Annotated in this window: 24 protein-coding genes; 18 read left to right on the top strand and 6 right to left on the bottom strand. The window is 31.8% G+C overall.

Translation table 11 applies throughout. From position 1 onward, the window contains the following. Window positions 1-631 precede the first annotated feature (631 nt). The 9 genes from recG (at window position 632) to H0I26_RS16235 (ending at window position 10,561) form a co-directional block, all read left to right on the top strand. On the top strand, window positions 632-2,734 hold the full coding sequence (gene recG / locus H0I26_RS16195; RefSeq protein WP_218699994.1) for an ATP-dependent DNA helicase RecG: 2,103 nt from the start codon (window positions 632-634) through the stop codon (window positions 2,732-2,734). A gap of 3 nt (window positions 2,735-2,737) precedes the next feature. Then, on the top strand, window positions 2,738-3,808 hold the full coding sequence (locus H0I26_RS16200) for a flavin monoamine oxidase family protein (RefSeq protein WP_218699995.1): 1,071 nt from the start codon (window positions 2,738-2,740) through the stop codon (window positions 3,806-3,808). Between the two features lie 328 nt (window positions 3,809-4,136). Further along, a complete protein-coding gene (locus H0I26_RS16205; RefSeq protein WP_101019323.1) occupies window positions 4,137-4,718 on the top strand; it encodes a tRNA-(ms[2]io[6]A)-hydroxylase in 582 nt (193 codons plus the stop codon). A 215-nt stretch (window positions 4,719-4,933) separates the two neighbouring features. Then, on the top strand, window positions 4,934-5,464 hold the full coding sequence (locus tag H0I26_RS16210; RefSeq protein ID WP_218699996.1) for a GNAT family N-acetyltransferase: 531 nt from the start codon (window positions 4,934-4,936) through the stop codon (window positions 5,462-5,464). 168 nt (window positions 5,465-5,632) lie between these two features. Continuing rightward, a complete protein-coding gene (locus H0I26_RS16215) occupies window positions 5,633-6,094 on the top strand; it encodes a hypothetical protein (RefSeq protein WP_101019327.1) in 462 nt (153 codons plus the stop codon). Window positions 6,095-6,325: 231 nt separating this feature from the next. Next, a complete protein-coding gene (locus H0I26_RS16220; RefSeq protein ID WP_218699997.1) occupies window positions 6,326-7,276 on the top strand; it encodes a DUF2157 domain-containing protein in 951 nt (316 codons plus the stop codon). Further along, window positions 7,264-8,340: a DUF4401 domain-containing protein gene (locus H0I26_RS16225; protein ID WP_218699998.1), complete on the top strand. Its 1,077-nt coding sequence runs from the start codon at window positions 7,264-7,266 to the stop codon at window positions 8,338-8,340. Before H0I26_RS16220 ends, H0I26_RS16225 begins: the two co-directional genes overlap by 13 nt. After that, window positions 8,327-8,815 carry a GDYXXLXY domain-containing protein gene (locus tag H0I26_RS16230; RefSeq protein ID WP_218699999.1) on the top strand — a complete coding sequence of 163 codons (489 nt, stop codon included), beginning with the start codon at window positions 8,327-8,329 and terminating at the stop codon, window positions 8,813-8,815. Before H0I26_RS16225 ends, H0I26_RS16230 begins: the two co-directional genes overlap by 14 nt. Window positions 8,816-8,917: 102 nt before the next feature. Further along, window positions 8,918-10,561: a hypothetical protein gene (locus H0I26_RS16235; protein ID WP_218700000.1), complete on the top strand. Its 1,644-nt coding sequence runs from the start codon at window positions 8,918-8,920 to the stop codon at window positions 10,559-10,561. Between the two features lie 136 nt (window positions 10,562-10,697). Here the strand turns inward: H0I26_RS16235 and H0I26_RS16240 are convergent, their stop codons facing one another. After that, on the bottom strand, window positions 10,698-11,930 hold the full coding sequence (locus H0I26_RS16240; RefSeq protein ID WP_218700001.1) for a WG repeat-containing protein: 1,233 nt from the start codon (window positions 11,928-11,930) through the stop codon (window positions 10,698-10,700). A 198-nt stretch (window positions 11,931-12,128) separates the two neighbouring features. Between H0I26_RS16240 and H0I26_RS16245 the strand changes: the two genes are divergently transcribed. The 9 genes from H0I26_RS16245 (at window position 12,129) to H0I26_RS16285 (ending at window position 20,571) form a co-directional block, all read left to right on the top strand. Further along, on the top strand, window positions 12,129-13,010 hold the full coding sequence (locus tag H0I26_RS16245; protein ID WP_218700002.1) for a hypothetical protein: 882 nt from the start codon (window positions 12,129-12,131) through the stop codon (window positions 13,008-13,010). A gap of 73 nt (window positions 13,011-13,083) precedes the next feature. Further along, window positions 13,084-13,854: a hypothetical protein gene (locus H0I26_RS16250; RefSeq protein ID WP_218700003.1), complete on the top strand. Its 771-nt coding sequence runs from the start codon at window positions 13,084-13,086 to the stop codon at window positions 13,852-13,854. A gap of 54 nt (window positions 13,855-13,908) precedes the next feature. Continuing rightward, window positions 13,909-15,321 carry a toxin-antitoxin system YwqK family antitoxin gene (locus H0I26_RS16255; RefSeq protein WP_218700004.1) on the top strand — a complete coding sequence of 471 codons (1,413 nt, stop codon included), beginning with the start codon at window positions 13,909-13,911 and terminating at the stop codon, window positions 15,319-15,321. 36 nt (window positions 15,322-15,357) lie between these two features. After that, window positions 15,358-15,645 carry a n-acetylglutamate synthase gene (locus H0I26_RS16260; RefSeq protein WP_218700005.1) on the top strand — a complete coding sequence of 96 codons (288 nt, stop codon included), beginning with the start codon at window positions 15,358-15,360 and terminating at the stop codon, window positions 15,643-15,645. A gap of 121 nt (window positions 15,646-15,766) precedes the next feature. After that, window positions 15,767-16,231, top strand: a complete 465-nt coding sequence (locus tag H0I26_RS16265) for a hypothetical protein (RefSeq protein WP_218700006.1) — start codon at window positions 15,767-15,769, stop codon at window positions 16,229-16,231. A 200-nt stretch (window positions 16,232-16,431) separates the two neighbouring features. Then, window positions 16,432-17,604 (top strand): hypothetical protein, encoded by a 1,173-nt coding sequence (locus H0I26_RS16270; RefSeq protein ID WP_218700007.1) that lies wholly within the window; start codon window positions 16,432-16,434, stop codon window positions 17,602-17,604. A gap of 132 nt (window positions 17,605-17,736) precedes the next feature. Further along, complete coding sequence (locus H0I26_RS16275) at window positions 17,737-18,852, top strand: suppressor of fused domain protein (RefSeq protein WP_218700008.1); 1,116 nt, start codon at window positions 17,737-17,739, stop codon at window positions 18,850-18,852. Between the two features lie 72 nt (window positions 18,853-18,924). Next, window positions 18,925-19,560, top strand: a complete 636-nt coding sequence (locus tag H0I26_RS16280; protein WP_218700009.1) for a DUF6624 domain-containing protein — start codon at window positions 18,925-18,927, stop codon at window positions 19,558-19,560. Between the two features lie 402 nt (window positions 19,561-19,962). Further along, window positions 19,963-20,571, top strand: a complete 609-nt coding sequence (locus H0I26_RS16285) for a hypothetical protein (RefSeq protein WP_218700010.1) — start codon at window positions 19,963-19,965, stop codon at window positions 20,569-20,571. 130 nt (window positions 20,572-20,701) lie between these two features. On the opposite strand, the gene H0I26_RS16290 is transcribed toward H0I26_RS16285, so the two are convergent. The 5 genes from H0I26_RS16290 to H0I26_RS16310 all read right to left on the bottom strand — a co-directional run bounded on the left by H0I26_RS16290 (window position 20,702) and on the right by H0I26_RS16310 (window position 25,258). Continuing rightward, window positions 20,702-21,463 carry a helix-turn-helix domain-containing protein gene (locus H0I26_RS16290; protein WP_218700011.1) on the bottom strand — a complete coding sequence of 254 codons (762 nt, stop codon included), beginning with the start codon at window positions 21,461-21,463 and terminating at the stop codon, window positions 20,702-20,704. Window positions 21,464-21,511: 48 nt separating this feature from the next. Then, on the bottom strand, window positions 21,512-22,651 hold the full coding sequence (locus H0I26_RS16295) for an MFS transporter (RefSeq protein WP_218700012.1): 1,140 nt from the start codon (window positions 22,649-22,651) through the stop codon (window positions 21,512-21,514). Window positions 22,652-22,978: 327 nt separating this feature from the next. After that, entirely contained in the window at window positions 22,979-24,187 is a 1,209-nt protein-coding gene (locus tag H0I26_RS16300) for a TlpA disulfide reductase family protein (RefSeq protein WP_218700013.1), read from the bottom strand. A gap of 110 nt (window positions 24,188-24,297) precedes the next feature. Further along, the gene (locus H0I26_RS16305; protein WP_218700014.1) at window positions 24,298-25,023 is read right to left on the bottom strand and encodes a hypothetical protein; all 726 of its coding nucleotides are present in this window, start codon (window positions 25,021-25,023) and stop codon (window positions 24,298-24,300) included. A 1-nt stretch (window position 25,024) separates the two neighbouring features. Beyond that, window positions 25,025-25,258 carry a hypothetical protein gene (locus tag H0I26_RS16310; RefSeq protein WP_218700015.1) on the bottom strand — a complete coding sequence of 78 codons (234 nt, stop codon included), beginning with the start codon at window positions 25,256-25,258 and terminating at the stop codon, window positions 25,025-25,027. Window positions 25,259-25,470 lie beyond the last annotated feature (212 nt).

Below are 25,470 nucleotides of genomic sequence, written 5' to 3' on the forward strand. Positions count from 1 at the left end.
AAAAACTTCTCGATACAATTTGCTCATGCTTCACAAATCACTCGAAGTGACGTTGTGTTTATCTGCGAATCGTCTGTTCGAGTGCTTCGATTTTAGGAGAAGTGTATCGAGAACTATGCTCCTTTTTTACTAACCGTTTATTGCGCTTTCGCTGAAAGACATAAAAACGTAATAAATAGTACTAAAAGGTGTCTCATAAATCGATTTGAACAAGGAGTAGACCAAAACACTTTTTTTTATATATTAACTCCTCTTTCTTTTGATTTCCTTTAGAGGGAAATCAATATTCATTCTCCTCTTTATAAAAAGAGGAGAGCTACTTAGTGACAATCCTTGTATAATATACATCAATGTTCTTTCTTTTATAATTTGAGACATAACGCTACAATTACCAAAACTTCTCGATACAATTAGCTCTTGCTTCACAAATCACCCGAAGTGACGTTGTGTTTATATGTGAATCGTCAGTTAGAGTGCTTCCTACTTTTAGAGACGTATCTCTCAAAAACTTTACACGATCAATAATTGTTTCATTCCAAAAATCGCTTAAAATTATCAAATCGAACCAAGCTACGTAATGCTACTCATTTTAACTTTCACTTTAAATCAAAATACATTAATTTCGTTGTCTATGAGTACTAACTTACAAACTCCAATAGATTACTTAAAAGGCGTTGGGCCAAATCGTGCAACTTTATTGCGCAAGGAGTTGGGTATTCATACCTATCAAGATTTAATAAATCTGTTTCCAAATCGGTATTTGGATCGTACAAAATATTATAAAATCAACCAATTATTACCTAATGCTGCCGAGGTACAAATTATTGGTAAAATCACAAAATTTGAAGAGATTGCTCAGAAAAGAGGCAAGCGATTAGTGGCAACTTTTAAGGACGAAACTGGCACCATGGAATTGGTTTGGTTTAGAGGTCAAAAATGGATTAAGGAAGGGTTAAAATTAAACGCAACTTATGTCATTTTTGGAAAAACAAACTTGTTTGCAAACAAGTATAATATGCCACATCCTGATATCGAATTATTGTCAGAACATGAAGCTAATTTACGCAGTGCGATGCAAGCGATTTATCCTTCAACAGAAAAATTAGCTAACAGAGGAATTAGCAATCGTGTGATGACAAAAATCATGCAAAATTTGTTCCTTGAAACCAAGGGGAGATTTGTTGAAACCTTGTCCGAAAAACTACTCTCAGAAAACAAATTAATATCGAAATCTGAAGCCCTTTTAAATGTTCATTTTCCGAAAGATCAAACAGCGCTTTCTAAAGCTGAATTTAGACTGAAATTTGAAGAGTTATTTTACATACAGTTACAATTAATTCTTAAAAACCTAATTCATAAAACAAAAATTAAAGGCTTCCCTTTTGAAACGGTTGGCGCACATTTTAATTCGTTTTTCAAAAACCATTTACCGTTTGAATTAACCAATGCACAGAAGCGCGTATTGAAAGAAATCAGAGCTGATTTAGGCAGTAACGCGCAAATGAATCGCCTTTTACAAGGTGATGTTGGCTCTGGAAAAACCATCGTTGCATTAATGTCAATGTTAATAGCGGTTGACAATGGTTTTCAAGCTTGCTTAATGGCACCGACTGAAATTTTGTCAGTACAGCACTACAATGGTTTATTAGAACTATGTAATGAATTAGAAATCAAAATAAAACTACTCACAGGTTCAAGTAAAACTTCAGAACGTAGAGAGATACACCAAATGCTTGAAAGTGGTGAATTAGACATTTTAATTGGCACACATGCCGTTTTAGAAGATAAGGTTAAATTCAACAATTTGGGACTCGCAATTATTGACGAGCAACACCGTTTTGGAGTCAAGCAACGTTCTAAACTTTGGAAAAAAAACAGTCTTCCCCCTCATGTTTTAGTCATGACCGCAACTCCAATTCCGAGAACATTAGCGATGTCTGTTTATGGCGACTTAGACATCTCCGTAATTGACGAATTACCCCCTGGAAGACAGCCCATAAAAACGGTCCATAGATACGACTCCAATCGGCTAAAAGTATTCCGTTTTATTCGTGACGAAATTGCTAAAAAAAGACAGGTCTATATTGTCTATCCTTTAATACAAGAAAACGCTCAGATGGACTACAAGGATCTGATGGATGGTTACGAAAGTTTGACCCGAGATTTTCCGATGCCCGAGTATCAAATATCCATTGTTCATGGTAAAATGAAACCCGCAGATAAGGAGTTTGAAATGCAACGTTTTGTTAAAGGCGAAACTCAAATTATGGTAGCAACTACAGTGATTGAAGTTGGCGTTAATGTGCCCAATGCTTCGGTCATGGTAATTGAAAGTGCTGAGCGTTTTGGACTGTCACAATTACACCAATTAAGAGGTCGTGTTGGACGTGGTGCAGAGCAAAGTTATTGCATCTTAATGACCAGTCATAAATTATCAGAAAACAGTAAAACACGTGTCCAAACCATGACCAGTACAAATGATGGTTTTGAGATTGCAGAAGTGGATTTACGACTTCGTGGGCCAGGAGATATTATGGGGACCCAACAAAGCGGAATCTTAAATTTACGCATTGCAGATATTGTAAAAGACAACGACATTTTGCAACACGCCCGTTATTGGGCAAAAGACCTTTTAACTAAAGATCCAAGTTTAAGTAGTCCTGATAATGCAATTATATTAGAGACGTACCGACAAATGAGTAAATACAAAAACATCTGGAACTACATTAGCTAAGTTATGACCACAAAAAACACTGATGTACTAATTATTGGCGCTGGATTAACAGGCTTAACACTAGCCTATTTACTTAAATCGTTAAACGTAAAAACAACTATAATCGAAGCTAATACACGTATTGGCGGACGTATTGTAACCAAACGCAATACCAATGAAGCACCAATAGATCTTGGAGCAACATGGCTTGTACCTCAGCAAACTAATGTTTTAAACTTACTAAAAACACTGAATATTGAGGTTTTTGAACAGTTTTACGGAGCAACCGCAATTTACCAACCAGATCCTAATAAACAAGCGCAACTAGTAGCTTTACCCAATAATGATTCGGTGAGTTACCGCATTAAAAACGGAACACAAACCCTAATTGAAACACTTGTCGATCAATTAGATAGTACAAGTATTCAAACCGATACTAGCGTAATTTCAATTCAGCGTAAAGCGGAATACCTAGAAGTAAAAACGAATAAGCAGACCTACCATTCAACATATGTGGTTTCGACCTTACCTCCTGCTTTATTTAATCAAAACATTAACGTAACACCTGAATTACCTGAAGTTATCACGGACGTTTTATCAAAAACACATACCTGGATGCACAACTCCATTAGAACTGGCTTTACCTATAAAACCCCTTTTTGGAAACACCCGCAAAGCAGTGGGACTATTTATGCCAATTCAGGACCTTTACAAGAGTTTTATGACCATTCTAACGCTGAGCAATCCGTATATGCTCTAAGTGGTTTTATGAGCGCTAATTTGCACGATTTAGGCAAAAAACAACGCAAACAATTAGCTTTAGACCAATTACAAAGCTATTATGGCGACCAAGCTTTAGAGTATTTAAGTTACGAAGAATGCGTATGGATTGCTCAAAAACACACAATTAAACCAGATAACAACTTTTTAATGCCTCAGCAAAATAACGGGCACCCACTTTATCAAGAACGCTATTTAAATGAAAGACTTTTTATTGCTGGAGCAGAAACTAGCCCGGTGTTTTCAGGTAAAATGGAAGCTGCTGTTAGTAGTGCCATGCATGTTTTTAATTCGCTTAAAGCGGAAATTAGTTAAGTTTTAATTGCTTCTCGATACAATTTGCTCACGCTTCACAAATCACTCGAAGTGACGTAACGTAACGTAACGTAACGTAACGTAACAAAATACGCATAACAGAAATCACACAACAGTAAGCACACAACAGTAAGCACATCTCGTCAGTTCGAGTGCGGCGACCTTAGGAGACGTGTATCGAGAACTTCTTTACACATGTGCTTCTCCATACAATCTACTCATGCTTCACAAATCACTCGAAGTGACATTACTTTAATAGTATAAAATATAATTATCTTTGCATTACGTATAAAGGCTTAACGCCAAAACCTAAAAGTTAACGACAATCATGCTTCACCTTAAATTAGAAACCGATCCACGCTGGGTTACTATCGCCGAGTCTAACATAGAAGAAATCCTTACAGACCACGCCTGGTGCGAGCAAAAAGCGGCCACTAATGCGATTACGATTATTACCCATAACTCGGAAAAAGTAGATTTAGTCACAGAGCTTTTAGAATTAGCTAAAGAAGAATTGGAACACTTTCAAATGGTTCATGAAATCATTAAAAAACGGGGTTATACTTTAGGTCGCGAGCGTAAAGACCATTATGTTAACGAACTTTATAAGTTCATGAATAAAGGCGGAAGCAGATTACAATCGATGGTTGATCGCTTATTATTCTCGGCAATGATAGAAGCCCGAAGTTGCGAGCGTTTTAAACTATTATCGGAACGCATAAACGATGAAGAACTCTCTAAATTTTACTATGAATTAATGGTTAGTGAAGCAGGACATTACACAACATTTATCACTTTTGCTAGAAAATACGGTCAAGATATTGATGTTGATAAACGCTGGCAAGAGTTAGTAGAATTTGAAGGCGAATTAATTAAAAGTTACGGAACAAGCGAAGGAATCCACGGATAACCTAACCTGCCAGTCTTCAAAATAATGGAATTTTAGTAGCAATTGCGTGATTACACATAAGAAAAGGCATGGAATGCATAGCCAAAACCACCGGTGATTCACCCTCTAATGTTGATGGTATCCTGTACAAACCTTGTAATGACGCTCTCTATTTTATTCGCGAAGACAACAATCTTCAAAAACATATTCATTTTAATGAATAAACAACTTAAAACATGACTTTCACCCCTTTTCCTGAACTACAAACTACTCGTCTACTGTTAAGACAAGTCACTGTTAAAGATAGTGCTATGGTACTCTATTTAAGATCTGATAAAGCGATAAATAAGTATATTCAAAGACCTCCAGAACGACAAACCAGAACCATAGCTGATGCAGTCAAGCATATTACAATGTTAACAGATCAAATAGAAAGCAATACGTCTATCACTTGGGGAATAACACTACAAAATACAACTGAAATAATTGGCACAATCTGTTTATGGAATTTTTCAAAAGGACATACAATTGCTGAGGTTGGCTACGATTTAACCCCAGAGCAGCATAACAAAGGACTTATGTCCGAAGCGTTACAGGCCGTTATCAATTTTGGTTTTAATCAGTTACCATGCATTACTATTGTTGCATTTACTCAATTTAAAAATGCTAATTCTATTAAGCTTTTAGAAAATAATGGCTTTGGTTTAAATAAAACCTTAAAAGACCCAGACAACAGTAACAACTTGATTTTTGAACTATTTGCGTAATATTAGCTAAAAAAAGGCATTCACTCTTGTTGGCAACTCCCTACTTGTAAGTGTAAAATCATTCTGTTTTAAAATTAAAAAACTAACTTCGCTTAAATACAGCCTCAACTTATTAAACACTTACCCTGTCACAAAGTTTGCACTAAAAAATAGTTATCAAATAATAAAATGAAAATAATAGATTACATTTTTGGAACAAAAAAGACTTTTAATCACCCCATATTAGGAACATTAACAAGTGAAAGAATAAAAGGGAACAACAAAACTAAAAACTATTCTTGGCAAACAACTGTTCTACTAAAAGGGAATACAGAAGAAACTTATATTATTTTAGAAGGAAATACCTCCAGTCCTTTTTCTAATCATCTAACAGCCATTAGTCAATTAATTGAAAATTGGGACAATGATTATTTACCTAAAATCGAGAATAAGATTAATGACAATGGTCTTAATAAAATTGAAAAATACTCTAATTGGAAAACTGATTTCTATTTAGCTGCAATCTACCCGATAAGTGATAAAAATGAGACATTTGAATTAACACTAGAGCCCTTAGACAAGGAAAAAGACGATCACATTAGCATCGTGTTAAAAAACAAGGTAATCACAAAAATCGAAAAATATGACTAATTTTTATTGAGTCTTTAAACACTTTAATGAGCACTACTAATTAAAGATCTATCTCTGAGACTTCTAACAAACACACGACTATGTTGGTTTATTTAATTACACGAGTCCTTAAATAGCCTGACTAATACCATACACCACTGTTTAATATTAGCAAAATCTAATATCTTTAGGTTTTATTATTAAAAACTAACTTAACTAAATTGAAAACCACTAGTTTAAATTAAAAACGGCATGACAAATATTGAAAGAGAAGATATTCAAATAATAAGTCGACATAGTAACTGGTCCAAACAAAGCATTGATGCACTTTTAAAACAGGAGATTTATAGTGATAAAACTGCTTGGCAGAAATTCTTAAATCTTTTTTTTATCAGTTTAGGTGTTAGCTTTACAACCGCAGGGATAGTATTCTTTTTCGCCTATAACTGGGCGGACTTACATAAGTTTATAAAAATAGGTTTAATAGAAGTTTTAATTATAGCGACCACTTGTATCGTTTTATTCTCTAAACTAAATTTAGACATAAAAAATATAATTTTAACTGGAGCCTCCATTTTAGTAGGTGTGTTATTTGCTGTATTTGGGCAAATCTATCAAACAGGCGCTAATGCGTATGACTTTTTCCTAGGTTGGACAGTTTTTATAACACTTTGGGTCGGCATTTCTAATTTTGCTCCGTTATGGCTTGTTTTTATACTATTAGTAAACACGACACTTATATTATACACTGAGCAGGTTGCAAATGATTGGTCTAGTATTTTTAATCTCACCTTATTTTTTGTTGTTAACACCTTGTTTTTAATCGTTGCTTTACTGGTGAAAAAACACTCAAAAACTATTAAAATCCCCATTTGGTTTACTAACAACATCGCATTAATTGCTGTTTTTTTCAGTACCGTAGGTATTAATGAAGGTATTTTTAACGAACACAAATTTTCTTTTTTCATATTACTATTAATCACAATAGTATGTTACGCGGCAGGTCTTAAATATGGCTTAAAAGTAAAAAGTGGTTTTTATCTTGCAATAATCCCGTTCAGTATTATCATTATTATTTGTAGTTTAATTCTTAACCTATCACATAGTGATGGTATCTTTTTTATCATCGGTTTATTTATTATTTCTAGTATTACATTGGTCATTAAAAACCTAATTAGCCTTCAAAAAAAATGGACAAACTAAATAACAAAAAAGCTTTTTTAGCTGCCTTTAGTGCATCGCAAGGTCCTGAATTTGAATACAACGAAAAAGCAATTTTAGAGGACTATAACATCCAAGGAGAAAACAAATCTAGTTTAACTATTAAAATACTTACCGTTATTGGAGGTTTTCTTGCCACACTTGCCTTTCTTGCTTTTTTACTAATTGCGGGACTATATAATTCGGAAGAAGGCTTATTAGTCTTTGGTGCCCTTTTTATAATTATTGCTATTTGGTTAAATACAGCGTATGACACCCTTATTATCGACACTTTTAGCATATCAGCTTATATAATAGGTTTTGTATTATTAGCTTTTGGACTATCAGAAATGCAGGTTGACATAAATATTGTAACAGTAGTCATTAGCCTTATTGCGATTATCTCGCTATTTATTACACAAAACTATATTTTGTCTTTTATTTCCATATTGACCATTAGTTGTAGTTTTCTTACGCTAATACTCTTCAATAATTTATATGATTTGATTCATTTATACATTGTCATAACCACCTTACTTTTAACTTACATCTTTTCTAATGAAGCCTTATTAATATCTTCCAACGTCAAAATATCTAAATTATATAATCCAAGTCGCATTGGCTTAATAATAGCTTTATTGTTTGGACTGATTGCGGTGGGTAAAAAACATATAATACCACTGTTGACAAGTCAGATTTGGTTACCATCCATTGTTATGTTTGGTGTAATTATTTATTTAGTGTATCGTATTTTAAAGATTATCAACATCAAGACACTTAAAAGTAGCCTGTTAATTTACACTCTAAGTTGTTTAATTTTAATACCTCTAGTCTTCTCTCCTTCCATTTTAGGAGCATTAATTATTATTTTATTAAGCTTTTTAGTCAATTACAAAACGGGATTAGCTATTGGTATCATTTCATTTATCTATTTTATCTCACAATATTATTATGACTTAAATTATACACTATTAATTAAGTCTATCATTTTGTTTTCATCTGGAATAATATTTCTAATATTTTATTTATTCACTTCTAAAATACCACACTCTAATGAAAAAATATAAGTGGATCATAATTCTTGTTAACCTAATCATTTTACTTGGATTTTTAAACTATTCTATTCTAAAAAAAGAAACCATACTTTCCGATGGTCAGCTCGTTTTATTAGAATTAGCGCCTGTTGACCCAAGATCATTAATGCAAGGTGACTATATGACTTTAAGATATACTATTTCACAAAACACATCTAATGATAGTATTTCTAAAAGAGGGTATTGTGTTATTAAACTAGACGCGAATGGGATTGCAAAAAAAGTAAGATTACAAGACGGTAAGACTCCGATACATACTGACGAATTTCTGATACGTTATAACTCTAAATCAAGACGAGGTATAACGATAGGTGCTGAATCATATTTCTTCCAAGAAGGCGATGCTGCTAAGTTTGAAAAAGCGAAGTATGGTGGTGTAATGGTGGATAATAAAGGTAATAACCTTTTGGTTGGTTTATACAATGAGCAAAAGCAACAGATAGACTAATTTTAAGATTAAACACCGCTAAACCAACTACAATATTAAATGTTTTCACAGCTTAAACACTGGTAAGAATTATTTAAAAATATTAAAATGACTATGATGACTATGTTAAAAAAACTATCCCTAATTTTATTATTATTCTGTTCTTGTATAGACACAACCGCTCCAATTGTTATTAGAGAAACCGTCACTGAAGCAATGGTTATAGAACAAGAAAAATTATGTCCAGATAAATATGAAATTGAAACTATAGAAAAGAATATTCATGCGTTTATTGATACTACTACTGTTGATGTAATAAAAACGAGATTAAAAGCCAATTTAGATTATTATTTAAATAATAAAGACACCATCATAAAAACGTTGGCGTATTATGAAAAAAGTGAAGATGACGAGTTTAAAAGCAAAACAAAATTATACTTACCTGACGAAGAAAGCTACAGTGACAATGAAAATATGTCCTTAAAACTAGTCAATAACAATCATATAAATTATAGAGATACCGTACAAAGCGGCACCTATTTTAATCAAATCTTTAAGGAACGTAAATCTGCTTTAGAAACTAGAGTAAGAAATAATGGTGCTACTGTCTTCAAATTTGAAACTGAGAAAACGATTCAACCGCATTATTCCTTAAATTTTGATTCCGAAAAAGAATTAAGAATAATGAATATTTATTATCATGATGGTACAACTAACACTACCCCAACACCTATTGAATCGTATTCATTCCCTCTAAACTCTATCCCTGTTGACAAAATGAAACATGTTGATAGTTTACAAATGGAATTTAAAATCATGTATTTGTCTAAAATTGATTCTATTCATTTAAAAAAGAATGAAATAGGTGTGCAAAAAGGTCCTTTTAAACTCCTTAAAATGACAGATAATTATTTAGAATACGAAACACCTGACGACTATTATCCATACCATAAAGGATCAATTATTGAAGAGATTTATTATAATAAAGACGGAAAAGTCTTAGACACAGAATTTAGTATCAGTAATTGCTCTACCAAAACTATAGAAGAAAAATATGAACAACAATTACATTATAAGAAAGCATATTCCGAGTACTTAAATAGCGTAAACACAAAAGAGCAACTATTTTTGACTTTAAAATATCTTGATCTCAAACATTATAATGCAGCATTAAAAGAAACCAGAAAAACAAAAATAGCGTTAAAAGGAAATGCTGATTCATTTACATTATATCTGGAAAACAGAAGAGATACTATTACCTTTTTAACGACACTTAAAAATACGTCTCCTGTAAAAAACTTATACTTACATGAACTAGAAGACACTACAGAATTTATTGATAAAAACGGAAAAATAATAACCTCTATTCCATCACCTATTAATTTTCTATATTCATCACAAACACAGCACTATTCTGAACACTATTTTTATACAGATACGGAAGATACTTACAAAAAAACTTATTATTACATTAATCAAGAGCAACAAGTTGTTTCTAAGCTACCTTATTCTCAAATGGATTATTTAACGCCGTCATTATTACAAGTTAGAGAAAACGACAAAGATGGTTTTAAATTTTTATCTACCGAAAAAAATCAATTATTATCAGACAAAACATTTACCCGTTCGTTTGTTATGCGCTATACAGGTGAAGGGATTAGTGTGCACAACGACGAAGGAAACTACATGCTCTATGACCAAAACAATACCTTAATTACATATAATTCTGGAAAAATTTCAAAAATAATACTGAAAGACATGTTATAATTAGCGCATTAATAACCGCTACACACAACGGGATAAAAGTTTTTTTATCCCAAATACTTAAGCTGTTTTTATATAATTAAAACGGAACGCTTATCACATGACTAATTGTGTGTGTGTGTGTGTGTGTTTATTACTTCTATTTATCTGACACATAAAGCACTTCACCCGTTTTATCTATATAATTTTTTTTAGGATTTCCATTAATATCATGTATTGATGCGACACCATTAAAAAACGGAGTAGCATTAAAAAAACGAGGTTTTATAATATAATCCCCTTCCTTATTTATATAACCTAAAGCATGGGTATATTCTCCTGTTTTCACACCAACAATAGCAATTCCATCGACAAAAGGTCGAGCGGAACTAAACTTAGGAGCAATAACTTGCTTTCCTTTTTTATCGATATAACCAAATAAAACGTCTCCGTTTTCTTCTTCTCGACCATTTCTAATACCTACAGCTGCTAATCCTTCGTTAAAACCTTCAGCATAATCATACGACAAAGTAATCACCCACTTTCCTTCTTTATTAATAAATCCTTTTTTATCTCCAAAATAACTAGCGACTGCAAGTCCCTCTTGAAAAGGTTCTAATTCTGCAAATTCAAAAGGAATGACCATTTCATTTAATGTGTTTATCATTCCCTTTTTATTGTAACTTTTATCGACAATAGCGTAACCTTCTATAAACGGTTTAACTTCACGATATATTAAAGGGATAACCTCATTACCTGAGCCATCAATAAATCCCCACAACCCTTCTTTACTGACTGCGGCATAACCTTCAAAAAAATCTTCAACCCTATCATATTTAGGCGTTACAATATAGTCTCCTTTTTTATTAATAAAACCATACTTATCATCAATCTTTACCGCTGCAAAACCTTCAAAAAACGCTTTAGCTTCATCAAATATTGGTTTAACAATTACAGCGCCACTTTTATTAAGATAACCATATTTTTGCTCATACGAATCTTCTTTAAAAGCAACCATCCCATCACTAAAATGAAATACAAAACCATATTTTATTGGAATTACAACGTCTCCTTTGGTATTTACAAAACCATATTTACCATTCAGTCTCACGCTTGCTAAACCATCAGTAAAATAACGGACACGATCGTATATAAAACCTGTAAGTTCTTCTCCTTCTTCATCAATAAAACCATCTTTTCCGTTAAGTCCGACACCTATAACACCATTTGAATACCCTTCAAAATCAGTATATATTGGCTCTATAACCATCTCTCCAGAATAGTTAATAAACCCCAATCTCCCATTCACTTCTATAGGAAGCAGCTTATTTTCGTTATTTTGACAACTAAGCAATGTGCTTAACGTGATAGCAAACAATAGTATTCTACTCATAAGTATAATTTTATTATGTTCAGTAAAATGCAAACATAAAAAATAATGCCTTCATTCTATTATGATCTAAACCATTCTCCTTAAACCACTATCTTTCTTGATTATAATAACTTATCACTAACTCTGTTGAAAACTATTCGGTTTTTCTAATTTAAAAATTAACTTTGTAACCATTAGCTAAACACATAGCAACCCAGTATGACAAAAAAAATCTATATAACATTAATTTACAGCATTTTTATTATTTCACTGTACAGTTGTAAAACGACAAAACAGAAAAACAACTCTATACAAACAGTACGTTTAGATAATTCTTTAGGGATTGATTTAGACCATTTCAATACTACTTTTTTAATAGACAAATCTATTGTCAATACGATAAATCAAGACTTACTATTTAAAGATTTTGCACCTAGTTATTATCTACATAAAGAATCCATTTTTTTTATTCCAAAAAATATTAAACGTATTAGAACAAAAACTAAAAATGATTTTAACGATTATTTTTTTGACACAAAAGGACGCTTAGATTCTTTACACACAGACCGACACGGCTCCTACAAAGTAATATATAAAAAAAGCAATGGTTTAATTGACTACATTAAGCATAGTATAAAACACGGACGTACGATAAATAAAAGTTACATCGTATATTTTGCCACAGATAAAAACAGTATAATTAAATACGAAACAGATAATCTTGACAAAAAATTATCCATTGAAGACCTCCGAATTCAATTTATACATACTGCTAAAGGCGAAATTATAAAAGCAAATAACAAGCAGTTTGGAAAAAACTATATTGAGTATTACACTTTCAAAAGAAATAAATCAATTATAAAATTAATAAAAGTTCAAGCAGGATCTTATTTTTTTATTAAAGGCTATGAATTCAATAAAAAAGGTTTAATAACCAACCATTTCTTCACTAATAATGATTTAGACTTAAAATCAAATACTATAAATTTAGAAGCTATTAAAATTGATTTACATCCTAAACTAAAACCTGAATACAACAATAAAGGAAGTCTTTTATCCTTAACAAACAAAGATATTATACACACCTTTGATTACTATTAATGGTATTATTAGGCATACAGGAAAAACACGTCTTCAATATCTTAATTTAATAGTAAAACTAATTAAAAATACTATGACCAAAAAAAACATAGTCATTACTTACTTAATCGCCCTGAACATAAACATTTGTTTTAGTCAAGAAGTAATCAATCATAATTTTTATAAAGCGTATTATCCTAATGAAGAAATAAAAGGCACTACAGAAATAATAACTTATAAAGATTCGATTGAAATAAACTCTAATTTTAAAAGTGTTGCACTCAATAAAACGGTGATTAACCACTATAAAATTTGTTTTTCAAATACAGCATTCTATATTCCATCAAAAATCACTCAACATTCAAAATATATAGATAGTATCGAAACTAAAGATTATGCTATGACTATTACGACTAGTCATAAGGATAGTATACAATATTGGAACAAGCAAATAAATGGTAAGACGGTTACCAAAAAATCGGCATACCCCACAACATCCTATAGGGCTATCTTACACATATTATCCACCCTAGATTATTCTTCAAAAGGAAAACTACTGACCTTAAATCTCACTAAAGTAAAATCTTTTAGAAGAGAAGCTTTAGATGCTCAACTTATATACGAAAAGGATATTATCATTAAAAAAGGTGATTTAAACCTCAACTTGAAAAAAATAGTACTTTATGAAGACGGTTTCAAAGAATCTGGTTATTGGTTAGATCAGAATAATAATCTAGTCATTATTAGTATCGGTTTAGATTTAGATAAGACGGTATATAAAAAATATGACAATGTAGATGAACATGAAGTCTTTAAAGACATTTTTGAAGAAATAGACAACAATTTAATATTGACCAAAGAATAAAACCAAACCAAAAAGTGAATCACCTACCTACAACACAATCAAAAGTAAAAAAATATGAAAACGAAATTAATTCTATTTGTTGCACTTTTAATTAGCACAACAGCTATTAAAGCACAACGTACAACAACAAAAGAAATTAACCATCCTATATATGGCAAAGCAACAGTGGAAACTTCTTTTGATCAAAATGATCATATCGCACAACAAGCCACTTTCACAAAAGATACACTACTAACTAATGGAAAGATAGAAATAGGTGAAATAATCTTATATCACCCTAATGGTAAAGTTAGTGCTAAAGGCGATTTTTCAACAATTATCAAAAAAACTTTTTTTGGTGAAGAACGCACTCGTGAGCAACAAGGTAAATGGCTTCAATATAATCAAGACGGGCAGTTAATTGCCTCGGTGTTTTACAAAGACAACAAAATGAATGGCGCTTACACTTCCTTTCATAAAAATGGTAACATAGAGCTTATACTAAATTATGAAGATGGTACAACAACTGGAACCTCAAAATCTTATTTTATTAATAAGCAATTGCACCGCGTATTACAGTATAAAAAAAACACCATTTTTAATGTAGATGAATTTTATAATATTGAAGGAACTCCTGTTAAATATGGGAGCTTAAAAGATGGAAACGGAACCTTGGATATCTATGATTTACAAACAGGTAAAATAAGTAAAACATACACTTATGAGAATGGCATCCCTAATCTTATTGACCTAAAAACCATAGCAACAGCCAAAGGTAACAGCATTGAAAAAACGTATAAAAATAATAGTGGCCAAAAGATAAAGGTTGTCAGAACATTAAATGATAAACTTGAAGGATTACAAGAAGAGTACAATTACAAAGGACAGTTAAAAGATGCTGATTATTATGTTGAAGACAAAAAGCATGGCACCCAAACTAGGTACAACGACGATGGGACTTTGTTTTGGCAAGATACTTATGCGAACAATAAAAAAATAGGTGCTTTTAAACATACTGCTGAAAATTCTGGAGCTGAAGGCAATAGCAATCAAAATAATAAGGCTACCATGCTAGAAGGGTTTTACGATGCTGACCAAAAAATAACAGGTCCATATACCGCCTACTTAGGAGAAGATAGAATTATAGTTTTATCAGGAACATACGAGAAAAACTACAAAACAGGGCTATGGAAAACATTTAATACTAACGGAATAGTAACCAAAGAGACCAACTACTTTCAATTTGACTCCAAAAAAATATCCGTAAAAGAATACGCTATCATTAATAATAAACCTGTATTAAAAAGTGATATCAATTATTTGAATAACACTTATGATGGCTCATTTAAAACCTACCATCCTAATAAAAAAACAGAACAAACAGGTTTTTATAACAAAGGCAAAAAGGAAGGCACTTGGAAATCTTACGACACTGCAGGTAAACTTATAAAAGAAACAAAATATAATAACGGAACACTTGTAGACTAATACCAACTAAATACTTTAAAAAGGAAACTTATCAGAATGAACTATCACAATAAAAATTTTAATCCCGTTACCAATTCTGACCACGCAGAAACCTCCGCGGAAACCGTTTTTAAATATAAGCAAAATGAGCCTATTTTGACAGCCAAGTATAGCGATGAACAAATTGTAGAAGGACATTTAATAGGGATCGTGGATCAAAAAGAATGTATAGATATGCGCTACAATCAGATTAATGTAAAAGGCGAATTAATGACAAGTGTATGCCAATCTAAACCTGAAGTCATGGCAAACGGAAAAATCAGACTACATGAAAATTGGACATAGACTTCTGGCAATCCATCAATAAGACCTCAAGTAAAATTAATGCAACATCCTAAACAACAAACTCATCGTACATTATACACAAGAACAATTAAAGAATATCTAAATTCAAAAAAATAAAAATATGGGATTTAACATTGCGGGATTATTAATAAAAGGTCAAACAGATAACACTCAAATCAATACGCTTTTAGAAAGTAATATCGCTTTTTACAAAATGGTTAGTTTTGAAGAAGCAACAAGCAGCTTCCGGGACGATAACACTGTAGACATTTTACAAACAAAAACAGGGACGTTAATAATTACCGAACTCGGTCAGATTTATGACATTTCAACTTTTGAGACAGATATTATACAATTCATGATTTCTGATGTATCAGACACCTACTATTTCGAAAAATATACTAATGGAAAATTAGACAGAAAATACATTTATTCAGAGGGAGAAATTCAAGAAAATGAAGGACAAGGCATAATAAAAGAAGACGACGATGTTTTAGATTTGATTTGGGAATTTACTGACACCTTTTTGCAGAATGGTTTTCTGGAAAATAGGTTTGAACAAAAATTTAAACGATATACACTATAAAAACTATCCTCATTAAAAATCACACCCATAAGAATATATTTTACCTAGAGAACAAACTTATCAAGCTAATTCGCTATTTCTAAAAGAATTTGAAGCAAAATCAATAGCACATTATGTTACACATTGGGAGATTTAAACACTGGACGCCATCTGCATGATACATTTAAAATGACTACATTCATCCTATAAAATATCACAAAATGAAAACAATAGAAACTCAAATAGTTTACAATAAAGCCGGCTTCATTAAAAGAAAAACAGCTTTTTTGACACTATTCCTCTTTTTTAGCATACTTTTTTTAAGCACTATAAATGCGCAAACGTATACTGGGGATATTCATTTAAAAAATCAAGATGACCTAAATAAAGCCTTAAGTGCAGGAGGAATTTTAGAACACATTTCCGATATAAAAGGGACTCTTATTATTGGAGACAAAACCAATGGTAGTGATATCACAACACTAACAGCACTCTCTAAAATTAAAACCATATCAAAAGGTTTATATATTATTGGTAATTTAAAACTGAAATCTTTAAAAGGATTAGAAGCGCTTGTTAAAGTTGCTAACATAGAAGTTTTAGCAAATATCTGTTTAGAAAATTTAGAAGGATTAAATAATTTAAAAACGGTAGAAGAATACTTTAGAATAGCTCATAACACAGCACTTATTTCTTTTAAAGGCTTAACCAATTTACAGACCGTTGGTGAATTTGAGGTGTTTTTAAATAGTAAATTAAACAGTTGCGAAGGGTTAGAACAACTAACAACCGTAACAACACATTTAACTATTGATGATAATGATGAATTGTTAACCATAGCCGCATTACAAATTAAGTCCATTGGAGAAGCTCTAAAAATTTCTGGGAATCAAAAATTAACAACATTAAAAGGTTTAGAAAAAATAACTAGCATAAAAACATTAATCATTAATGACAATAAAAGCCTGACCACTTTACAAGGGTTAGAACATTTAGAAAGCATCAATAAAGGCGCTTTAATAAGAGGTAATGATGCTTTAGAAAACTTAGACGGACTACAAAACTTAAAAACATTAGGGGCTTATTTAGACATTTGGTCAAACAATAGTTTAGTATCATTAGTCGCCTTACAAAACATAACTAAAATAGGAGGCGAATTACATATAGCCGATAATAAAGCATTACCAAATCTTGATGGTTTTGAGCATTTAAAAAGTGTTGGTAGCTTAAGTATCAGAAATAATTTAAAATTAGAGAACTACTGTGCCATTAAAAACCTTTTTAAAAACAGTGTAAATACTGAAGCAGAATCAAAAGACAATTTTGAAATTAAATATAATAACTACAACCCTAGTTTAGCAGATCTAAATACAGGTAAATGTTCAAAAATATAGCATCTATAGATTCTCTTTAATGCGTATTGTAATAATATAGGTAGTTAGGCTCTGTTTTCTTTAATTAACCACTTACCCTATTCTATCGCCCTATGCCTGATTCAAAAATCAAAATCAATTAAAAGAAAACAAATGAGTTTTATAAAAAATCTTTTTTCTAACAAAACAGAAGTATTTCAAGAGGCAGAAATCTTACTAGAACAAAATTCGCCTTCCTGTCCAATAACTGCCATAGTAGAACAAGACAATCGTGTGGTGTATTTTTATTTATGGGGACCAGAAAATTCTAATTTTGGAGTAAAATGTTCTTGGGTCAGAAATTTAAAGGATGCTCCAGATAAACAGGAAAAAGCATTAATGGAAAAAGGAATCTCTCCAATGCAAACCAAACAGTATTGTAAATTCCCTGAAGGTCAAGAAAAACTAGAAGCAGATAAACTAAGTATTATTTGGTTAGAAGAAGGTGATGCAGCAGCACTTTTATCAGATGGAGAAATTCTTGCTATTATTCCTAGTTGGGCTGGGCAAGGTGATTTTTTAGGGTACGCGAGAGCTGCTAAAGGACATGGTGATTTTGCATGGGAGCTTTCCGACTCTAATCAAATGTATGATCGTATTTCAAAAGCTCAAGAATTTTGGAATGCATGGGACTTAGATATAAACCCTTTTAATAGTCAACAACCACTACTACTTGATGCTTACGACAAAGCCTTTGGAAAACAAGATAAATATTATGCTATTGATGGTAATGAATGGCCTCCAAAAGGCCTCTATCTAAGACAAGGAACCTCTAAAACTGTTTTTGCGACTGTTGGACTTTCGTTACTGCCGATGCCTGCTGTCGAAATGTATACAGACAATAGGTTTGAAACAAACAGAATTGAACTTGGAATTATCTTAGATTCCACTTTTACAGACAAGGACATACAAGAGATGGGAGAATGGATTAGCGGGCAATCTTCTCTTCCTTGGGACAATATCACGTTTTTAGGAGAAGGTCATACCCTCAACTTTAATCCTTTTAACTCTACAAAATTTGACTATGTAATACTAACAAATAAACTGAATGTCCTACCGCAATCAGAAATTGAAGACTATAGACATTCAAAAATAAATCTGCTCTGGATGGTTCCTATTTCAGAAAAAGAAAGACAACACGTTATTGATAATGGAAGTGCTGACATTATTGAAAGACTAAATCAAATTGGAGAACATGTGTTTTCTCTAAATCGTGATGAAATTATATAAAACTAACTTAAGATCGGATAACACAACTCTGAAACTTGATTTTATCCAAAATATAGCAATACTAAAAGACTTATGATGAATAAATATCTATTAATACTATTCTTATCTTTTTCAATACTAGGGACGGCTCAAAATGATATAAATATAACACCAGAACATAAAACAATCGACTCGCTCAAGCTGCAGTTAAAAAAAATAATTAACAAAATAAATAGCCGAGATAAAGCAACACCTAAACACTTTACCTCAATTCGAGATGGCAAAACGGCTGCCATTACACATCGTACTAATTTATCTAACGCATGTGGTCTATTTGTAAATCAAGTCATCCAGAAACATGGATGGCTTTCTATACCTAAAGTTGGTAAGACTGCTAACAACAACTTTGGTTTGATTATTAATTTTGCTCATGATTCCATAAAAACAAAATACAAATCAATCATAAAAACGTCTGTTTTAAAAGGAGAATCTAATCCTTTTAATTATGCCACATTAATAGACGGCTTATTAGTTTATAATGGAAAATTACAAGTCTATGGCACTATACTAGGTCCTGACCCGTATTCCGATGAATTTAAAATGAGAGTTTATGATATTTCTGACCCCGAATATGTTAATCAAAGAAGACAAGACATTAATTTAAATCCTATTGAGGACTACCTCGAAAAGTATGATGTTGAATGGGACATCCCTCAAAAAAAGAAATAAAGATCACCCATAACACGGTCACAATACTCTAATTGTATTGATAAACAACTCAATGAACCTATTTATACATTTTATAAAAAGAGTTTTAATCATAGCCATTCCTCTTGTATGCTTATACTTTTTTAGTATGTATTCTATTGCCGAAAATAATAAAAAACTACATAAAGGTGACGTTGGCTTGGGATTAGCAATACTTTTATTTTTTATACTAGCGATTTTACTTATTGGTTTTATCATTGACTTAATTTATAGACTTCGCCGAAAACAATATAAAATCGCCTGGACAAATGTGCCTTTTCTTTTGCTATTCTTAATACCCATTTCCTATATTCATTGTCAAATGGGCGGTTGTTGTGATACATTTTGCGAATGGCTCATTTCTCTTTTTTAAATTAACAAACGATGAAAAACCTATTATTCCTATCTATTTTTATACTATCAACCGGTTGCTCAAAAAACAAATCGGATACCATTGTAAATAATTTAAATAAGACTAACACAGCACTGCAAAGTATTGTGCATTCCCCGTATAAAACATTTTTCAATACGATTAGAATAAATGGTTTAACGGACACGATACTTGTTCAAAACAGAACTAAAGTCTTTGGTTGTGGTACCGCTAAGATTAGTTATAACCAAGGATTAAAAGAAAAAGGATTACATACATTCTATGAAAAATATGGTACATTATTAGACCATCAAGAATTTATTAATATGTTTGAAAAGAATCATAATGTTACCATTTTATGGATTAACCCAGGTAATGAAGGAGAACTTTTTCAGTTAGACGATAGCCTCTTACACAAAAACATAAAACTTGAAAAACATCTAATTGAATCTAAACCATATCTTGTTTTTAATGACACTCCAAAGTCATTAGATAGTTTATCGATTACGGTGTTAATTCAGTATAAAAATCCAAAAACAAAATTGCTTAAATCTTTTGATTTATCAGCAGATAAAAATGGTTGGAAGATTGATAAAGTGCATGAGGAAGATAAAGCAAACTAAAAACAGTAGCGTTATTAATAATAGATATCCCACCTAAAAAGGCTTTTTTTTTATCTAAATAATTTTGATTATTAATAACATCATAGTCTTTCCATCTCATGATTTAATTGACTTCTAAAATAAAAGCACTTTAATGTTCCGTCTTAAAAACAGAAGGACTAACGCCTACGTTTTTCTTAAAAAACCTAGAAAAGCTACTTATCGAGTCAAAACCTAACCGAAATGCTATCTCTTTAGTCGTACTATCGCTTTTAACAAGGCTACGTTTAGCTTCCGTAATTTGACGTTGTTGTATAATCTGTTTTGCAGTACAGTTAAGTTTTTCTTTTAAAACCTGATTTAAACGTTTGCTACTAATCCCTAATTGAGTCGCATAATATTCTGTAGTCGTTTCATATAAAAAAGTAGTCTCCATTAATTCTAAAAACTGAAAGATCCTTTTTTGATTTAAATCTTGTTTCAAAAAGCCAGCATTCTGAAAACGTATTAAATGCAATAACAAAACTTTAAGCAATGTTTTAAGCATGATGTAAGAGGTGGTTTCGCTGTAAAACTCGCCTTTAAGCCAATTAATTAATTGCTGAATTTGAAGGACTTCCTCTTTTTGCTTTATATAAAATTCAGGGAATTTATTAAATAATGCGAAGACATCCAAAGCATACTCGATATCATCTTCATCAATAAGATCACGTTCAAAATTTAATAAAACACCAGCGTTTGTATTAAAAACCTTATGATTAAATTTTTGGTTTAATGGCTTAAAATGAACCAATAAAGCATCATTAGTTTCAGACTGAATATAAATCCCCATAGAATTCTCTGATAACATCTTAGTGCTACCATCAAACTGTTCCACAATCTGAATTTTAGTATTCCAATGATTGGTATTCATTTACATTTTAAGTATTTTTCAAATGTAAGAAGAAATTAACCAACCTTATTATTTAGATAACTTTTGAAACCTATAATACATTACAACAGCTATTATTAATGCTAAACTAGCACTTACACTATATACTGCCGTATAGTTGGTAGACACGTACTCTATAAAAGTGGATAAAAATTGTCCTCCAAAAATCCCCATAGAGAGTAAACTTAAGTTTTTACCTTGATTTTGAGGCGTACTGACTTCTACCATCATATGGCTTAATAACGGAATAGTCAAACCAAATCCCACTCCAATAAAAACTGCTGCTAGTATTAAAAACGGAACATTAATCGCCATAGCTAAAACGGTATACCCAAGCATAAAAAATAAAAAACCGACGGTTACCGTTTTTCCTTCTCCCAATAGCTTTACTGTCTTAGGCATTTGACTAGCCACTACAATAGTAATTAATGAAATAAAGGCCATTAAAAACCCAGTTTCAGACGCACTAAATCTAAAGGTTTCTGGCAAGTACAACGGTAACGTAACAAAACCTACAAAAAATAACATCATAGCTAATAAAGCACCTAAAAAAATAAGTTGCACCTTCAATTTACTATTCTTTTTCGTAGCTATTATAATAGCTTCATTTTCTATTTTAGATTTTGATTTTGGTAATGCTTTTAAAACTAAGATTAAGCAGACTATTGCGGTTAGATAAATATAAAAAGGATATTGCCAGTCAATTTGCCCTAAAACCCCTCCTAAGGCTAAGAAAACAACACCTCCAAATTCTATAGACATCACTTGCCAAGCAATCATTTTTAACCGTTTTTCTCCTGTAAATAATTCGGCTATAAAAGCAGTAACAGAGACTTGAATAGCAACGGTTGCACCACCTAATAAAAATCGATCAACAATTAAGAGGTAATCGTTGGTAATAAAAGCGCCAATAACACCCAAAATACCATAAGGCACTAGGCCCAAACAAAGGAGTTTAAAATTACCAAACTTAGGTAATAAACGTCCGATTAGGGGCGCAAATATAACAACACCTAAAGATGGCAATGTAATTAGCCAACTTGGTGATAAACTAAAATTGGTATGTCCGACAATACCGGAAAGTGAAGGCGCAATGACCGTCCCTACCATAATAGTTAAACTGCTGACCAATAATAAAGTAAAAATTGTAAGGTTTGATATCTTTTTCATGCAGCAAAGTTCCTATTATTCTTTCTAAACGACTTTACCTGTTTTCTAAATAAGTATACCAAAATGGACATTTTTAGATCTTATAATTCACTAGCTTACTAAGTATGCACGCATTATAGTTATATTTAGTAAAACACCTTAAATAACTACAATAAATAATTCCTCTAGAATGTAAACACGTCCCTTTTACTAGTGTTTCTTTTTTTCCTTACGTGTTGTAAAAACGATACTAATCAGGCAAAACAAAAGTCAGATAAAGCAAACTAAAAACAGTAGCGTTTAAAAAACCTTATCGAATAATAAAACAAAGCATCACTTCCCTGCGACCTACTCCGCTTCCAACAGAGTCATAAACTCCGTAAATTCTGTTTTAAACGCCGTAAATTTAGCTCCTGTTGCTGGCCCATTAAATCCCGTGTGTATTTTACGTACTTTACCTGATTTATCAATAAAAATAGACGTTGGATAACTTAAAATCTGATTTAGCATGGGTAGTTTCTCGTTAGCTTTAGATTTACTTGTAGTACCTGTTTGTGCTAACAAAATAGGATATGCAATATCTAATCGATCCCTTAAGCGTTTAATAAAACTAAAGGCTTTCTCTTCTGTTTTAGCATATTCAAATGCTAAGGCTACAAACTGAATAGCCTTGTCTTTATTAGCATTATAATACTGTGTGTAATATTTACTTTCGTCTAAACAATTAGGACACCACGTTCCCATAATTTGAACGACTACCACTTTGTTTTTAAAACGATCATCTGTTAAAGAAACGAGATTACCGTCCGTATCGGGGAATGTAAAAGCTAAGCTATCGTAACCTTCCTTTAAAAAAGTTAAATCGTTTGCACTTGCTAGTTCATAATTGTCATTACGTTTAGCCGTAAACGGTTCTTTCCAATGATTACCAGAATAAAACTGTCCATTTATGGTACTGTCGCTTACTGTACCAGTAAACAAAAAAGCATGGGCACCATCAAAGGTTGATAATTTTAATTGATTTCCATTAACGACACCTTCAAGATAACGATAATCTCCAGTTTCGGTTAAAAAAGTACCTGTTACGACATTATCTTTTTGTTTAAAAACACCTTTAGCAACATATCTATCAGCGTCAGTATTTGGACTAAAAACCGTTTCCCATTGCCCTGTAATATTACTTTTTGGTGTTCCAATAATATCAAATCTAGTCTCTTTTTTAGAAGCAGTAAACGCTTGTTCTCTTCCTTTTTCAGGAACCACAAAACGACCATTTAAAGTTTGATCTTTAATTTTTGCGATTAGCATCCCTTCAAATACAGGAAGTTTAATATAAACGGAATCATTTTTATAACTAATCTCATCGACAGTAATAATTTCTTCAGCATTATAAATCTCTACTGTATTAGCGTCTTTTACTTTAAAAGTGAATGGCAAAAATGTTGTATCACTGACTTTTAATTCCGCTCTATACTTTCCAAATGTTAACAATTCAGTTTCATTTTTATCACAAGAACATAAAGTAATAGCAATCAATAATAGGACAATATAGCGCATGACAATCTTAATTTCAGTTTAATATTAATCGTAATATCGCCAAAATACTTACAAATAAAAAGACATTGCGTTAACAATGTCTTTTTTTTAACCGAATTGAAGCGTACTCTTTATTCTTTTACTTCTTCAAGCTTAGAAATCGTTTCTTTTCTTAATTCTATTTGTTCCTTACTTCTTTTAACAGAGTTTTCATGCTTTGCTAATTTTTCTTCTACTCTTTTAAATGTTGCTTCACGCTTTGCAATCTGCTCTTCTGTTACCGTTCCTTCTGCTTTTTGCACTTCTAATTTAGCTTTAGCCTTAGCTAATCTTTCTTTTCCGTTTGTAACTAACTTATCACTTTTGGTAAGACGTTCATTACTTTTAGTCATTCTAGCTTTAACAACTTCTAAACGTTCTTTTTTATACGCTTCCTTATCTCCTTTATAAGCTTCACGCGCTGCTTTAAGTGCTTCGCGTTTTTCGTTTAAATCAACACGCTTAGCCATTTGCTTTTCTTTCATAGCGTCTTTGATTTCAACCTTTTCTTCTTCAGTAGCGTTTTTCATTTTTTCCTTCATTTCATCACGCTCCCCTTTCATTTCCGCTTTAAGCTCAGCTTTTTCACCTTTTAAGGCCTCGCGCTTATCTTTCAAGTCTGTTTTCTTGTCCAGCATTTCCGCTTTCTTCTCTTGCAACTCAGCTTTTTTCTCTTCTTTTTTGGCGTGCATTTCAGCTTTTTTATCACCAACCTTTGTCTCTACTTCCTCTTTAACTTCAACTTGTGCAAAAAGGGACTGCTGACTATTAAATACAAATAACCCAGCGCATACTACTATTACTTTTAAATGTCTCATTTTATTTTTCGGTTTCGTTTTCAAGTTCGTTTTCAAGTTCGTTTTCAAGTTCGTTTAATTCATTTTCTAAATCTTCAGCTTCAACTTTTAATTCATTTGTAATGCTATCAGTTTCAACCTCAATAGTTTCAATTTGCTCAGTTGCTTTAAGTGTTGCTTCATCCTTCTTTGTATCTCTACAAGAAGTTGCTGAAAACAATAAGACAACTAATGCTATTTTAAAAATAGTCTTCATAATTCGTAAATTTTAATAATTAGTAACTGTCTATGTTACGCAGAAACAGCTTCAAAAGACTTAGGCACCTAGCACTAATCCAATATTTATCGCCTAAACACGCATTTAACCGATGTAATACTCTTTTTCCAATGAAATCCAACCAAATATTTAATATTTACCGACATTAAAAAATGAAATAAAAGCTGTTTTTTAAATCACAAAAACTACTA

The organism is Olleya sp. HaHaR_3_96, from assembly GCF_019278545.1.
Lineage (GTDB): Bacteria > Bacteroidota > Bacteroidia > Flavobacteriales > Flavobacteriaceae > Olleya.

Bases quoted from the DNA above. Each gene is read 5' to 3' on its own strand.
- recG (WP_218699994.1), top strand. From the start codon at position 632: ATGAGTACTAACTTACAAACTCCAATAGATTACTTAAAAGGCGTTGGG.
- H0I26_RS16200 (WP_218699995.1), top strand. From the start codon at position 2,738: ATGACCACAAAAAACACTGATGTACTAATTATTGGCGCTGGATTAACA.
- H0I26_RS16205 (WP_101019323.1), top strand. From the start codon at position 4,137: ATGCTTCACCTTAAATTAGAAACCGATCCACGCTGGGTTACTATCGCC.
- H0I26_RS16210 (WP_218699996.1), top strand. From the start codon at position 4,934: ATGACTTTCACCCCTTTTCCTGAACTACAAACTACTCGTCTACTGTTA.
- H0I26_RS16215 (WP_101019327.1), top strand. From the start codon at position 5,633: ATGAAAATAATAGATTACATTTTTGGAACAAAAAAGACTTTTAATCAC.
- H0I26_RS16220 (WP_218699997.1), top strand. From the start codon at position 6,326: ATGACAAATATTGAAAGAGAAGATATTCAAATAATAAGTCGACATAGT.
- H0I26_RS16225 (WP_218699998.1), top strand. From the start codon at position 7,264: ATGGACAAACTAAATAACAAAAAAGCTTTTTTAGCTGCCTTTAGTGCA.
- H0I26_RS16230 (WP_218699999.1), top strand. From the start codon at position 8,327: ATGAAAAAATATAAGTGGATCATAATTCTTGTTAACCTAATCATTTTA.
- H0I26_RS16235 (WP_218700000.1), top strand. From the start codon at position 8,918: ATGTTAAAAAAACTATCCCTAATTTTATTATTATTCTGTTCTTGTATA.
- H0I26_RS16240 (WP_218700001.1), bottom strand. From the start codon at position 11,930: ATGAGTAGAATACTATTGTTTGCTATCACGTTAAGCACATTGCTTAGT.
- H0I26_RS16245 (WP_218700002.1), top strand. From the start codon at position 12,129: ATGACAAAAAAAATCTATATAACATTAATTTACAGCATTTTTATTATT.
- H0I26_RS16250 (WP_218700003.1), top strand. From the start codon at position 13,084: ATGACCAAAAAAAACATAGTCATTACTTACTTAATCGCCCTGAACATA.
- H0I26_RS16255 (WP_218700004.1), top strand. From the start codon at position 13,909: ATGAAAACGAAATTAATTCTATTTGTTGCACTTTTAATTAGCACAACA.
- H0I26_RS16260 (WP_218700005.1), top strand. From the start codon at position 15,358: ATGAACTATCACAATAAAAATTTTAATCCCGTTACCAATTCTGACCAC.
- H0I26_RS16265 (WP_218700006.1), top strand. From the start codon at position 15,767: ATGGGATTTAACATTGCGGGATTATTAATAAAAGGTCAAACAGATAAC.
- H0I26_RS16270 (WP_218700007.1), top strand. From the start codon at position 16,432: ATGAAAACAATAGAAACTCAAATAGTTTACAATAAAGCCGGCTTCATT.
- H0I26_RS16275 (WP_218700008.1), top strand. From the start codon at position 17,737: ATGAGTTTTATAAAAAATCTTTTTTCTAACAAAACAGAAGTATTTCAA.
- H0I26_RS16280 (WP_218700009.1), top strand. From the start codon at position 18,925: ATGATGAATAAATATCTATTAATACTATTCTTATCTTTTTCAATACTA.
- H0I26_RS16285 (WP_218700010.1), top strand. From the start codon at position 19,963: ATGAAAAACCTATTATTCCTATCTATTTTTATACTATCAACCGGTTGC.
- H0I26_RS16290 (WP_218700011.1), bottom strand. From the start codon at position 21,463: ATGAATACCAATCATTGGAATACTAAAATTCAGATTGTGGAACAGTTT.
- H0I26_RS16295 (WP_218700012.1), bottom strand. From the start codon at position 22,651: ATGAAAAAGATATCAAACCTTACAATTTTTACTTTATTATTGGTCAGC.
- H0I26_RS16300 (WP_218700013.1), bottom strand. From the start codon at position 24,187: ATGCGCTATATTGTCCTATTATTGATTGCTATTACTTTATGTTCTTGT.
- H0I26_RS16305 (WP_218700014.1), bottom strand. From the start codon at position 25,023: ATGAGACATTTAAAAGTAATAGTAGTATGCGCTGGGTTATTTGTATTT.
- H0I26_RS16310 (WP_218700015.1), bottom strand. From the start codon at position 25,258: ATGAAGACTATTTTTAAAATAGCATTAGTTGTCTTATTGTTTTCAGCA.